The organism is Niallia sp. CD-39 (assembly GCF_059874745.1).
Window position 1 is genome coordinate 67,585 of record NZ_JCBCPS010000005.1, and the last position, 13,674, is coordinate 81,258.

At 37.8% G+C, this 13,674-nt stretch carries 15 protein-coding genes; 3 read left to right on the forward strand and 12 right to left on the reverse strand.

Annotated features, from left to right (window positions below; genetic code table 11):
• Window positions 1-130 precede the first annotated feature (130 nt).
• From AC6F34_RS12435 to AC6F34_RS12445, 3 genes are all read right to left on the reverse strand, one after another.
• Entirely contained in the window at window positions 131-748 is a 618-nt protein-coding gene (locus AC6F34_RS12435) for a TVP38/TMEM64 family protein (protein WP_500772573.1), read from the reverse strand.
• A gap of 94 nt (window positions 749-842) precedes the next feature.
• Window positions 843-1,772 carry an LCP family protein gene (locus tag AC6F34_RS12440; protein WP_500772575.1) on the reverse strand — a complete coding sequence of 310 codons (930 nt, stop codon included), beginning with the start codon at window positions 1,770-1,772 and terminating at the stop codon, window positions 843-845.
• 418 nt (window positions 1,773-2,190) lie between these two features.
• A complete protein-coding gene (locus tag AC6F34_RS12445; RefSeq protein ID WP_500772899.1) occupies window positions 2,191-4,143 on the reverse strand; it encodes a S9 family peptidase in 1,953 nt (650 codons plus the stop codon).
• A 173-nt stretch (window positions 4,144-4,316) separates the two neighbouring features.
• Here AC6F34_RS12445 and AC6F34_RS12450 point away from each other — a divergent pair, with 173 nt between their 5' ends.
• The gene (locus tag AC6F34_RS12450; RefSeq protein ID WP_500772577.1) at window positions 4,317-4,706 is read left to right on the forward strand and encodes a YhjD family protein; all 390 of its coding nucleotides are present in this window, start codon (window positions 4,317-4,319) and stop codon (window positions 4,704-4,706) included.
• 30 nt (window positions 4,707-4,736) lie between these two features.
• Here the strand turns inward: AC6F34_RS12450 and AC6F34_RS12455 are convergent, their stop codons facing one another.
• Window positions 4,737-5,300, reverse strand: a complete 564-nt coding sequence (locus tag AC6F34_RS12455) for a competence protein ComK (RefSeq protein WP_500772579.1) — start codon at window positions 5,298-5,300, stop codon at window positions 4,737-4,739.
• Between the two features lie 253 nt (window positions 5,301-5,553).
• Here AC6F34_RS12455 and AC6F34_RS12460 point away from each other — a divergent pair, with 253 nt between their 5' ends.
• Window positions 5,554-5,799, forward strand: a complete 246-nt coding sequence (locus tag AC6F34_RS12460; RefSeq protein ID WP_500772581.1) for an IDEAL domain-containing protein — start codon at window positions 5,554-5,556, stop codon at window positions 5,797-5,799.
• 480 nt (window positions 5,800-6,279) lie between these two features.
• On the opposite strand, the gene AC6F34_RS12465 is transcribed toward AC6F34_RS12460, so the two are convergent.
• The 4 genes from AC6F34_RS12465 to AC6F34_RS12480 all read right to left on the reverse strand — a co-directional run bounded on the left by AC6F34_RS12465 (window position 6,280) and on the right by AC6F34_RS12480 (window position 8,974).
• Window positions 6,280-6,477, reverse strand: coding sequence for a hypothetical protein (locus AC6F34_RS12465; protein WP_500772583.1), 198 nt, complete (start codon window positions 6,475-6,477; stop codon window positions 6,280-6,282).
• 112 nt (window positions 6,478-6,589) lie between these two features.
• Window positions 6,590-7,882, reverse strand: coding sequence for a M48 family metallopeptidase (locus AC6F34_RS12470; protein ID WP_500772585.1), 1,293 nt, complete (start codon window positions 7,880-7,882; stop codon window positions 6,590-6,592).
• A gap of 71 nt (window positions 7,883-7,953) precedes the next feature.
• Window positions 7,954-8,253, reverse strand: a complete 300-nt coding sequence (locus AC6F34_RS12475; protein ID WP_500772587.1) for an AzlD domain-containing protein — start codon at window positions 8,251-8,253, stop codon at window positions 7,954-7,956.
• Entirely contained in the window at window positions 8,246-8,974 is a 729-nt protein-coding gene (locus tag AC6F34_RS12480; RefSeq protein WP_500772589.1) for an AzlC family ABC transporter permease, read from the reverse strand. Before AC6F34_RS12480 ends, AC6F34_RS12475 begins: the two co-directional genes overlap by 8 nt.
• 104 nt (window positions 8,975-9,078) lie before the next feature.
• On the opposite strand from AC6F34_RS12480, the gene AC6F34_RS12485 reads away from it, so the two are divergent.
• Entirely contained in the window at window positions 9,079-9,636 is a 558-nt protein-coding gene (locus AC6F34_RS12485) for a helix-turn-helix domain-containing protein (RefSeq protein ID WP_500772591.1), read from the forward strand.
• A 39-nt stretch (window positions 9,637-9,675) separates the two neighbouring features.
• On the opposite strand, the gene AC6F34_RS12490 is transcribed toward AC6F34_RS12485, so the two are convergent.
• From AC6F34_RS12490 to AC6F34_RS12505, 4 genes are all read right to left on the reverse strand, one after another.
• Window positions 9,676-10,470, reverse strand: coding sequence for an ABC transporter ATP-binding protein (locus tag AC6F34_RS12490; protein WP_500772593.1), 795 nt, complete (start codon window positions 10,468-10,470; stop codon window positions 9,676-9,678).
• A complete protein-coding gene (locus AC6F34_RS12495; protein ID WP_500772595.1) occupies window positions 10,445-11,455 on the reverse strand; it encodes an ABC transporter permease in 1,011 nt (336 codons plus the stop codon). The genes AC6F34_RS12490 and AC6F34_RS12495 overlap by 26 nt, the downstream gene beginning before the upstream one ends.
• A gap of 24 nt (window positions 11,456-11,479) precedes the next feature.
• Window positions 11,480-12,478 (reverse strand): ABC transporter substrate-binding protein, encoded by a 999-nt coding sequence (locus AC6F34_RS12500; RefSeq protein ID WP_500772597.1) that lies wholly within the window; start codon window positions 12,476-12,478, stop codon window positions 11,480-11,482.
• Between the two features lie 359 nt (window positions 12,479-12,837).
• Window positions 12,838-13,614 (reverse strand): enoyl-CoA hydratase-related protein, encoded by a 777-nt coding sequence (locus AC6F34_RS12505; protein ID WP_500772599.1) that lies wholly within the window; start codon window positions 13,612-13,614, stop codon window positions 12,838-12,840.
• Window positions 13,615-13,674 lie beyond the last annotated feature (60 nt).

The window sequence follows — 13,674 nt, forward strand, 5'->3', positions numbered from 1 at the left end:
CTTTATCTCCTACTAATACAAATAATTATTCACAGCATCATCCCCGAATAGAACAATTCGTTAGGAAGCGGACGAAGGAGTTGTAAATAATTGTTCACATGCTGATATAACATTGATTCTTACATAAGTTCTACTTTTCATTCCATTCTTCTTCTATACTCATATTCATTTTTACTTCGATTCGCTTTCCGACATACCACAGCAACACGATAATGACAGCTACTATGACGGACCGAATCGGTTGAGTGATGAGGGACCTAAGGTCATATCCAATAAAACTCATTGTAAAAATCATCACCATTTTTCCTGCTATAACTGCAAGCATATATTGCGCTGAACTTACCTTTGATAGACCGGCTACGATGTTTACTAATGCTGACGGAGTAAATGGAAAACAAAGAATAATAAACAAAGGGCTGAAACCGTTTCGCTCTATCCAATTGACAAACTTTTGAATTTTCGGTTTTTGGTTTATAAATTTAAGCGCTCTTTTTTGACCGTACTTACGTACAATTAAAAATACAAAAAACGCACCAAGTACTGCACCAATCCATGAGTACAAAAATCCAAGCCACAAGCCGAATGCTGAAGCGTTCGCCATCACAAATAAAAACAATGGCAAAAACGGTAAAAATGCTTCAATCAACGGCAATAATATTCCTACAATTGGTCCAAGTGCGCGATATTGCTCCAGTAAACTCATAATATTTTCGAGTGCGAGTAATTCCTTGATTGTCTCTAAGTCCAAATTAAATCACCTTATCTCTTTATACAACACTTCTATTCTTATCCATTGAGAAATATGTATTCGATAGGCACAACTTTCGTGCCTATCAATCATGTCATTTTGACAAAAACTCGTGTATCGCTTGTTTGTTCTGCTCTTTATCAATCGTTAATACTTCTGCATTATTGATTCTCTCAGGTTTATAGGAGCCATCGACTGGCACTCTTAACGATTCAATTTGTGGTGTTCCAATCAATACATCTTTTCCCATATACATAATGTTTCCCGTTCCGATATTTGTATTAACAAACGGTGTTAAAACCCCTACAAGTTTTGGCAGCTTCGCAATCGTCTGAATGCTTGTGAACTGATTTGCAAGCTCCTTCATTACTTTTTGTTGCCTCTCTACTCTTCCAAAATCACCTTGTGCATCTTGGCGAAAGCGCACATAACCTAGTAAGTGCTCTCCATCTAACTTTTGAATACCCGGTGTTAAGGATACGCCGATATTCTCTGACATCGCTTTTTCCACTTCAATTTCTACACCATTTGGAAAGGCTTCATCCACCACTTGAACAAACCCTTCAAAATCTAAAATCGTATAGTATTGAATGTCGACATCAAAATTTTCTTTTATCGTCTTTCGCAACAACTCCGGTCCACCATATGCTAAAGCAGCATTTATTCTTCCTTGCCCATATTCAGGAATATCAACATACAGATCTCTCATAAATGAAATAAGCTTATAAGTGCCTTTGTCTGGATGATATTGCATAACCATAATCGTATCGGCTCGTGCGTTTTTCTCTCCACGAGAGTCACTACCTAGTAAAAGGATATTTGTGCCTCCATATTGATCTTTTTCGCCGTTAAATTCATATTCTTGTTCTGGTAAATCAGTTTGATCAGCAGACTGTGCTACTCCTTGCTTAAATTGATAGTAGAAATAACCTGTTACAGTTACCATTAGTAACAATATAACCAGAATGAACGATTTCCATTTTCGCTTCTTCTGTTTTTTATCATGATATCGTTCAGATCGCATAATCTAAATCCTTTCGTTTTAACTAATATGAATGCTCCACTATTTTATTTAGAAGCACTATAGTATAAGACCATTTTTTGCACAAAAAAGTTTCTTTTTCTCCAATGGTATTTGTTGTATATAACTCTATTGTGCCTTTTTCATCCAAAATTAGCAATTCCTCATTTTGATATTTTTATAGCATTATAGGAAAAGCTTATCCCTTTAAGCAGGAGCTTTTCGCAAAGTGCAAATGTCTTAATTAGCCGCATGAATGGCTCCGCTCCGTGTAAGTTTCATCTACCATTCTATTTCCATCAGTTTCACTGCCTTTCGCTCTAAATAGAGAAGTGTTGCGCCTCTATCCCCACTTTTAAACTTACACATTTTTAGCTATAAGAAAAAACGCTAAGAGGTTAACCCTTAGCGCCTGTCTCTTTTAGTTTAAATAGTCTTTAAACCAGTTACTAATATAATTTAAACGGTCAATTCGTAAGTTTGGTTTGCCACTTCTTGAAAGCTCATGATTTGATTCCGGGAAACGAACAAATTTTGTTTCTTTTTTGCGATGCTTCAATGCAATGAATAATTGCTCAGCCTGTTCGATTGGGCAACGGTAATCTTTTTCACTATGAAGTATCAAAAGAGGTGTTTCTACATTGTCAACATATGCCAATGGTGAATGTTTCCACAGTTTTTCAATATCACCAAGATCTGCTTTAAGTTGCCAATCTGTGAAGAAGTAACCAATATCACTTACACCGTAAAAGCTAACCCAATTTGAAATTGAACGTTGTGTGACAGCGGCTTTAAAGCGATTCGTATGACCAACAATCCAGTTCGTCATAAATCCACCATAGCTTCCTCCTGTTACACCCAATCGGCTTTCATCGATAAAATCATATGTGCGTAACGCATAATCAACGGCTTCCATGATGTCCTCATAATCCTTCCCACCATAATCACCGCGAACAGCATCAACAAATTGCTGTCCATACCCATGGCTTCCACGTGGGTTAATGAAGAGAACAGCAAACCCTTCAGCAGCTAAGCATTGAAATTCATGAAAATAGGAATTTGCATACATCGCATGCGGACCACCATGTATTTCTACAATAAGTGGATATTTCTTGCCCTCAACGTAATCAACCGGCTTCATGATCCATCCATGTAGATCCCATTCATCAGATGACTTGAACTGCAAAGGCTCTGCATCACTAACAGCTACATCCTTTAACACCTCATCATTCACAGCTGTCAACTTCTTCAACTCACCTGTTGATACATCAAGGACATGTAAATCTCCAGGCGTTGTTGGCTTGCTAATTGCAACAACCGCTTTATTCAACTGGCCTCCAGTTGATAAACCATACACATGCTGACGTTCATGCAGTGCAGGATACATTTCACCATCAACTGTTCCGTAATACACCGCTGTACTCCCATGATCAGTCGTTAAGAAATAAAAGCTTCGGCTATCTTCACTCCATAGCAACCCTGGTGTAACAGGTCCTTGCTGAAAGTCTCCAATCGCATAGTCTCCGGTTAATATATCCCAGTCAGGTGTTAAACAAACAAGCGCTTTTTCCTCAATATTATAAACCCATACTCTTGTAAGAGTAGCATTCTTGTACTCTCTTGATTGAGCAATTAACCCTAAATACCTTCCGTCTGGAGAAGCAGTTATGCTGCCATACATTCCACCACCATCGGTAATCTTCTCCAAATCCTTCGTTTCAATATGTAAAAAATAGGCTTCGTTTTCAAATGAAAAATCAGGCACTTCATTTAAATCGACTGTGACAACTAGCGACTTTCCGTCTGCTGTCCAACAATGGGGGTGATAATCATACTCTCCTGAAGTGATGACTTCCTTATCCCCAGTCTTTACATCAATAACAGCAACATGGCGGTAGCTACCATCCCAAAAGCCTTGTGCATCTGATTTATGCTTCATTTTATCAATCTCGAGTGGCTTCACCCAATCGTTCTTCTCTTCCACTTCTTCTTGATCCTTGATTGCAACTGAATAAGCAATTTTTGTTCCGCACGGAGACCAAATGAATTGACTTGCTCCTTTTTCTTCCTTCGTTAGTTGTTTAGCTTCTCCACCGTTTTTACTCATCACATAGATTTGTGGCTTCTCGTTTCGATCTGAAATAAAAGCAATTTGTTCACCACTCGGAGACCATCTTGGAGAATGATCGCGACTCGTTCCATATGTCCATTGTGTTGGCGTATCAGCTTTCTCAACGTTCGTATAGTAAAGGTTGGATGTATATTTATTTTCACCCTTTAACATAATAGTTTCTACAAATACACAATCCTCGCCGTTTTGAGCCAGCTGGGGATCAGTTACCGATTTTAACTTATATAAATAATCTGCTGTCATTTTCTCCACGTTTCTAAGTCCTCCTCTTCGTTATTCACATTACATATTTCGACACTAGAAATAAATCCCCTTCTTTTTATAAATTTTTTTTCAATACTTGCGAATGAAAGTGAAACCGAGTAATATAATAAAGAACATACGTTCTCATTTTATTAAAAGGGGTTATTTATAGTATGACAAGGATTCCTGAAACCGACCGTGATGTTATGGAAAAGGCGATTTACCTCCCTATGCTGATTACCGTATTAAACCGAGATCGCATTGTCATAGACAAGAAAAGTTTTTTAAAATTAAAACAGCCATATTTAAATCTAATTGAAGAAACGTTAAAAGCAATCCATGCTGACCTTACAGACGTTAAAAGATATATGAAAGACAATGCATTAAAAGTCCAAGAAATAAAGCGCGATGATGCCTTTACGATGTTTTTATTCTTGTATAAAGGATATGAAGAGCAACATAATTACTTTAATCCACGCCTTCGCAACAAAGTTCAAGAACTTCTGGAGTATTATCTTTTCAAACGAAACAAGATGCAGTCACAAACATTGTTCGGAGAGTAGAGCAAAATGAAGTTAGCTTTTTCTCTATTCTTACTGTTTACGATATAATGCGCGCTGGTTAGCTGCAATCCAATCGTTTCTCCTTTGACCTGCGTAATAGGCTTTCCGCTCGGCCTCTTCAATCTTATTCATTAATGTTGTTCGTAGTAATGCCGTGCGTAGCAACTGATTATGAAAAGAATGATACGATATTGGAAGTGTGATCTTCTGTTTATTCTGGAAAAGAACTTCTGTTGAGCCACCGTCTAGTTTCTTATGGAATAAAATATGTTGTGGAGAAATCCAAATGCACTCGGGGTTATGAGCTGAGGTTGTCGGAAAAAAATAAATATAACTTGTTGGATCAATTGTGATTGGGGCCTTATGAGTGATACCGGTAAGCTTTCTCGTCGCCTCCCTCCTGCCATCGAAGCTCGATCCAAACAGCAAACAACTTTTTTTCACCAAGTCAATGGGGCGAAAGGCTGATAAGATTTCATCATCCCACTCATAAATTTGTGAGAACATTTTTCCACCATAGCGTATTGGCTTAATCAACATGGTGTTAGGATTGATTTCATATTCTTCAATTAATCTTCCCTTCGAATCATTCATACACCTACCTCCTCCTATACAAAACATTATCGCTCTTCCAGTATAATGTTCTTTTTTCAAGTTATTAACAAACTAAAGGATAAGTTGCTAAAATGTTCACAAATTAAAGGATAAAGGTCCCGATTCTAATATTTTATGAATGCAATAAGTATTGGAAAACAGAAAAATAATGGCCAAACTAATTTTTCTAAATATTTAAATAATATATTGATTATCTGTTGCTTCTCACATATACTAATAAAAAGCATCAGAGGTGATTTTCTTGAAAGAAAAGTCTTACACCGAACTGACAAAGCTTGCAGCCATGAAACGTATGAAGAAAAAAGAAACCTACGTCCTTGATCTCTACATCGATATGGTATTGACCGAAGGCATCCTTAAAAGAAAGAAGGAAAGACTCGTCAAAAAAATTGATGAAGCGCTCGAGACTCGAAACCAAACGGACTTTACTCAACTATCGAAAGAATACATTCAATTGACAAAACAATTCGGAAATTAGCATCCACCCTCTTGTGACCAAGAGGGCTTATTTTTATTTACCTTGAGTAAAGTGAGGGAAATTTAAATTATTTGCAGAGCTTGGTTTGATTCTAACCTTTAAATTATGCAATCAACATACAATAGAAGTCACCAATAAGAAATTAACTAAACCCTATAATACCTATCCCTTTTAAAAACACTGCTGCCCATAAATTGAAATTGATATGATATGACTTACATATTGATTAGAGTACTCTTTGTCAGATAGATTTTCTTGATTTGACACAAACTCTAATCACTCGTCCTATCTCCTGTAGTTTCACCTCATAAGTTTCTTCTATCTCATTTTCTAAATTACATTGATTATATGTTAATTGAAATTTCTCAATTCCATATGTATCTACCAGACTAGATGAATAAAAGCCATATTAAAAAAGACTGTTCCGCTTAATTGCCATTTTAGGCCTATGCAAATAAAATGCAAACCCAACATACACCATTAATTTGTTAATTTACTTTTCTTCCTCTGATTAAGCGTCACGATAAAGCCAACAATCCCTGCAACGATAGACGGGGGGAAACTCCATAAGAAATACTCCCAATCTCCAGTAAACATCGATACAAAGAAAAAAACGAACGGAAATCCTACTAACACTATTAAAGACATTATCAATGTCATTCTCGCTTTGTTTTTCATTATAGTCCTCCAAATAGTTCTCCTAATATCGTATCAAAAAGGAAGTGGCTTGCCTATTGAAATCCAAAAGGAAAGGATTGAGCGAAATCTACACTCAATCCCATTTAATAAATTATTCTTTCTGCTTCTTTTCTTCTTCTAGCCTTTGCTTTAAACTAAAATCTTCAATCATTGAGATTCGATCTAACATAGTTGGATGCCCGTATCGGAAAATCTTCACAAGAAGTGGTGGGTTTACTTGACTTAGTCCCGCTCTCGTTAATTCTTGAAATGTTCCAATCGCATCATCAGGATTTTCTGTGAGCTCAATTGCATATTTGTCTGCTCTTGTTTCTTGATTACGTGAAACAAAGTTTGCAATTGGACTTGTCGCAAACAAAAACATCGACATAAGTACTAAGAATAACGGAAACGAGCGAAGATCATGGACAGCAGGAATTTTTAAAACATCCCCGTACCTTGAAATGATGCCATTCATGAATCGATAAATAAAGTAGAGAGCAAAGAAAGACATTACAATATACCCAGCAATGCCAATATAAATATGTTTCTCAACATAGTGGGCCATTTCATGTGCCATGATAAACAGAATTTGATCCTCTGTTAGACGCTTCAATGTAGTATCCCATAACACAATACGCGAGTTCGAGCCTACACCTGTTACATAGGCATTGAGTGCATTCGTCTTCTCAGACATATTGACTTCAAACACATGTTCAGCCGGTATTTCTGCTTCCTCTGCAAGCTTTAATATTTTCTTTTCTAATTCTTCATTTTGAAGTGTTGTAAAGTCATTGTATAGTGGGTCAATGACAACAGGCTGGATAAACATAAGGAAAAACGCCATTGGAATAGTGAGCATCCATGCATAGAGCCACCAGCGCTTCTCACTTTTTCGCATCAACCAGTAGAGCACAAATACAATGACAAGCATGAATCCATAGTTCACCCAAAAATCAATCAGCTCGTCCTTTATCCAACTTGGAAATGATTGCGTTGAAATATGATACATCTTAGACAATTTATACCCGATATAGCTGACTGGTAATGTCACAACAAACGCAAACAAAGACAACCATGCGATATACATTATTGTTTTAACAAACTGAAATTTTGTCGATTCTTCCGCCCATTTATGAAATGCGTTTGATAAGCCTATTAACATCACAAACAAATACACAAGCCACTCAAATGGAGTAGATAAGAAGAATAACAAGTTTCGGATTTTTGAATACTCTTCACTTAACATGAGCTCTCGCCCATTTAAAAATGTGGCAGGGTCTGCGCTCGTCCCTTGAAACTCAAAAGGCAAACCGCTATTTGAGAAATAAAACAAATACCAGTAGAAAAAGAGCCCGTACAAACAATAGGCAATGATTCCATAAAGACCAATCTTCCTAGCCATCTAACTCCCCCTTGTACACCCTGTCCATACTATTTTAGTGAATTTGCAGAGATTTTAGAACAAGAATAAACTTACAATAGGGAGTAAATGGATAAGACTGCGATTGAACTAAGCACGACAAGCATTACATTCCAACCTAAAAATGCCGTAAGAAAGGCAATTCCTGCACCTAATAGTCCGTACCATACGCTCTCACCAATGAGGAGAATACCTGGGAAAATAAGTGCCCCAAGGGTAGCATATGGCACATTCTTTAATAGGCGTTGTACAAATGGCGGCAATTCTTTCCCTTTAAATAATATAAATGGAAGAACACGAGGGATATATGTGACAACCCCCATTCCGATAATCATCCAAAACATTTCATTCATGCAAACGGTCTCTCCCTTCTCTTAGCGAACTAACCACCTCAATGATGACGGAAGACAATAATGTCGCGACAACAATTGACCAGCCTGTAGATAACGTATTCGACAATACTAAAATGCTGTTTAACGCTGCGGCAACAGCCGCTAATGCAACAACCTTTATTGATTTTTTCATGGAAGGAACCAATAAACCAATAAACATCGCATAAAGAGCGACAGCCATACTTTCTTGAATGACTTGCGGCAAAGCTGATCCAAGAATAAAGCCCATCGCTGTGAAAACGGACCAGCTTGTATATCCTATTCCATTTAGCGCAAGCATAAAAGATGGAGTAAGCTTCTCTTCGCGAATTGCAGCGACCGAAAATGATTCATCTGTAACTCCAAATGAATAAGCAATTTTCCAACCTAAATGACCTCTTTCCACTCTCTCATTTAAAGCAGTAGACATCAGAAAATGCCGAATATTAACGATGAACGTTGTTAATATGATTTCAAACGAGCTCGTTCCTAGTGCGATCAAGCTTAAGGAAATGTATTGGGCAGCTCCTGCAAATACGATTAAACTCATCATTAGTGTTTCAAAAAATGCCAAGCCAGTCGATTTTGCCAACAATCCAAAAGTTAAGGCAACAGGAATATAGCCTAGCGCCAATGGAAGTCCTGCTAATAGTCCGTCTTTCCATTGTTGTTTTTCTACTGTTTGTGTAGCTAAACTATCCATCGTTCTCTCCCTTTCAAAAAACAAGCAATTAATATATAATATTAATATTACAATATATTATACAAATGTATGTTATAACTTACAATAGAAAAGAGGTACTTTATTTGGAAACCGTCCAAAAATCGGTCAGTAAGCATTTAAAAACCCTTAGGAAGTCTAGAGGATTAAGCCTAGACCAATGTGCCAAGCTAACCGGAATTAGCAAGGCGATGCTTGGTCAAATTGAACGAGGTGATTCTAATCCGACCGTGTCGACTCTGTGGAAAATTGCGAGTGGACTAAAGGTGTCTTTTTCATATTTTTTACAAGAGGAAAAAGCTGAAATAGACGTAATTCATCTAGAAAACATACAGCCTCTTGAAGAAAAAACGGAAAATTACCGAGTGTATTCGATATTCCCGTTTAGTCCTAATCGACCGTTCGAAATCTATGTAATGGAATTAGAAAAAAATTCACAACACTCTTCTGAACCTCATAATGAAGGAGTCGAAGAATTTATAACAGTCATTGATGGTGCATTGGAATTAGAAATTCATAATACTGTGTATTCATTAAAGCAAGGCGATTCAATCCGATTCCACGCCAATGATTATCACACGTACCGTAATGGTGCGGATAAGAGAAGTAGATGTCATGTTACAATGTGTTATCAAGATGTATAGAAAAAAACTGACGAAGGTAAAACATCCTCCGTCAGTTTTTTAGATAAGTACAGCTTTATCATCATTCATTTGCTGACCACGAATCTTTTGAAATTCAGCCAAAAGCGTTTCAACGGATAAACCGCCCTTCTCTTCTTCCGTTGCATTAAATATGATTTGTCCCTTATCCATCATAATTAGTTTATTTCCTAAATCAATTGCTTGTTGCATATTATGGGTAACCATAAGAGTAGTCAAATGCAAATCTTTCACAATTTTCTTCGTCAAATCTGTGATAAGTTCAGCACGAGCCGGATCAAGGGCCGCCGTATGTTCATCGAGCAACAACACTTTTGGCTCAGTGAAAGTCGCCATCAATAATGATAATGCCTGCCGCTCTCCACCAGATAATAAACCAACCTTTGCATGTAGACGATTTTCTAATCCTAGATGGAGAATTTCTAATTGCTCTTGAAAAAACTTGCGGCGATTTTTCGTTACCCCAATCCTCAAACCACGCTTCTTTGTTCTCGCATAAGCAATTGCTAAATTTTCTTCAATAGTCATTGCAGGTGCGGTCCCCGCCATTGGGTCCTGAAAAACACGGCCGATGAGTCGAGACCGAACATGCTCCTGATCAAGGGTGACCTTCTTTGAGTCAATAAAGACTTCACCGACATCAGGAAGTAACTTTCCAGAAATTAAATTCATAAGCGTCGATTTCCCCGCACCATTGCTTCCAATAACCGTCATGAAATCTCCTTCGTCCAAATGCAAATTCAAGTCAGAAACGGCCATCTTTTCATCAGGAGTTCCTTCATTAAAGACCTTATGAATCCGATTTAGCGTAAGCATATCGTTCACTCCCTTCCTTTGAATGACCGTGAGCAAATGCTTGCGCTCTTTTCTTTCGTCTTTGTTTTTCTTTTTGCTGATCCATCACCTTCGGGAAGACGAGGGCACAGATGACAATAATAGCTGTAATTAATTTCATATCCCCTGACTCAAGGAACTCAACACGCATAGCGAGTGAAATGATTAAACGATAAAGGATCGCGCCCCCAATGATTGCTAAGGTTGCTCTAAAGATCGTTTTTGCACCAAACAATGCTTCACCGATGATTACAGATGCTAAACCAATGACAATCATTCCAATACCCATACCGATATCACTAAAGCCGTTGTATTGAGCGATAATGCCACCAGATAAAGCGACAAGACTATTTGAAATCCCAAGTCCAACTATTTTCAGTGTATCTGTATTTGCTGAAAAACTGCGAATCATCGTTTCATTATTACCAGTTGCTCGAATCGCTAAGCCAAGATCCGTTTTAAGGAACCAATCAATTAAAAACTTAATCGACAATGTTAGCACGAGCATCAAAAGTAAAATCCCCCATGTCTTCGGGATGAATCCTGGTAAAACACTTTGCATCCAGGTATCGAAAGGGAGCTTCTTCCAAAACTCAGTCAAACTTGATATCATCGTCCCTTCATTAAGCAATGATACATTGGCTTTCCCATCCATAATCCTTAAATTGATCGAATACAATGCAATCATCATAATAATTCCAGATAAGAGTGGATTTATTTTCCCTTTTGTATGAAGAACACCAGTGATACAACCAGCTAAAAATCCTGCAACCATCGCAAAGATCGTCGCAACGAACGGATCGATTCCATTCGTTATAAGAATAGCGGCTACTGCTGCACCAGTTACAAAGCTTCCATCGACTGTCAAATCGGGAAAATTCAAGATTCGAAACGATAAATAAACTCCTAACGCCATAATGGCATAAATCATCCCTGCCTCTATGGACGTAAAAATGGCTGTAGGCATACATCTCTTCCTTTCACAATGCTGTTACTGGATAAATTCTGCTATGTCATCCCATTCCGCTTTCAACTCTACACCCATGTCAGCTGCTGCTTTTTTATTGATAAGTAGTTTTAAATTTTGAGGATATTGTACAGGTAGATCTGATGTTTCTTTTTCTCCCTTTAAAATTTGTGCAGCCATTAGCCCAGCTTCATAACCTATGTCAGCATAGTCGAATCCGTAAGCTGCAAAGCCACCACGGACTACCGAATCCAACTCTCCTACAAATAATGGAAGTGATTGGTCGTTTGCAACTTGAATGACTGACTCTAATGCTGAAACAACTGTATTATCAGTAATGACATACAAGAAGTCTACTTTTCCTATTAAAGATTCAGCCGCTTGCTTAACTTCTGAAGATGTAGATACTGTTGCTTCCACCAGCTCTAAATCAGTCCCTTTCACCGCATCCTTCACAAGATCAACCTGAACCAATGAATTCGGTTCTCCTGCGTTATAAACCATTCCAATGCGGCTTCCTTCCAGTTCATTTGCCATAAACTGTACCGTATTTGGAATTGCATCTGGGTGATTATCAATTGTCCCAGTAACATTTTCTCCTGGCTGATCCATCGCTTCAACGATCCCTGCGTCCACAGGGTCCGTCACTGAAGTAAAGATGATCGGAATATCCTTCGTTGCATTCAATGCACCAAGTGCACTTGGTGTAGAATTGGCAAAGATCAAATCGACTTGATCTCCTGCAAATTTACTTGAGATGGTTTGTACATTGTTTTGATCCCCTTGCGCAGACTGGAAGTCATATTCGACTTTTAAACCTGCATCTTCTAAAGCCTTTTTAAACCCTTCAAATGCTGCATCTAATGAAGGATGCTCAACAATTTGTGTCGCTCCGATTTTAAATATTTTTTCTCCATCACCTGTGTCTGCACCACTTTTATCACTTGATCCACAGGCACTTAGGATCAAACCGCTAACGATTCCGGCCACTAGTAATGGAAAATACTTCTTTATTGTCTTCATGTTACTCCCTCACTTTATCACTTTTATGCTTTTATTCACTAAATTATATAGTGTGATAAAGCGAATAACAAGACTATTTATTAAATTTTCATAAAATTAGAATAAATATTTTCACAACACAAAAAAGACTCGAATGTAAAATTCGAATCTTATAAAGTAGCAAAGTCGGAAATCCACTCTGCATACATGTTTTTTTAGAGGAGTCTTTAGTAAAAGAAGAAAATCAGACTGTCTTAGAACGTTTATCAGGCAAGTATGCGGACTTAGTGTATTCCCGCGTTCATAAGGAAAGATCAAGACAAACAACGATATACGAGCATTTGCCAACAGTCTGAGATTCGAATCTATTTTTACGCGTATTATTCCCCTTTGAATTCTGGTTTTCGTTTTTCGATGAATGCTGCTAATGCTTCTAATCGGTCCTTTGTGGGAATGATCACTTCATATGCTTTTCTTTCAATATGTAATCCTGTATGAAGATCTGCGTTCATTCCTTGTTTAATTGCAAATTTTGCTTGTTGAAGTGCAAGTGGCCCATTTTTCAAAATCTCATCGCAAAATGCATAACAGCTGGAAAGCAGTTGTTCCTTTTCAACAACTTTTGTCAATAGATCATACTGATACGCTTCATCAGCAGTTAAGCGCTTCGCAGTTAAAATCAGCTCCATCGCTTTTGCTTGTCCAATTAACCTTGGCAAACGCTGTGTCCCTCCAGCACCTGGGATGATCGCAAGACTTGTTTCTGTTAAGCCCATCTTTGCTTCTTTTACAGCAATTCTAAAATCACATGCTAACGCAAGCTCCATTCCGCCACCAAATGCGAAGCCATTAATAGCCGCTATTGTTGGCTGTGGCAGCTCGTCAATCGCCGTAAATACTTCACCGATCTTATATAAGTTTCTTCGAACTTCTTCGTCTGTTAATGTTCGTCGTTCTTTCAAATCGGCTCCTACACTAAACGCTTTGTCTCCTGCTCCAATAAAAATAACTGCGCGAATATCTTTACGAGAACGAATTTCCTCAACAGCCGCTTGCAGCTCAATAAGAGTATCAAAGCTAAACGCATTTAATGCATCCGGTCGATTTAATGTCACAACTCCAAGATGCTCTCTTACATCAAATGTAATATAGCTCATTCTTTCATCCCCTTTCTTTATTTTGTATTCGCTTTCATTAATGGAAACTCCTCCATAAAA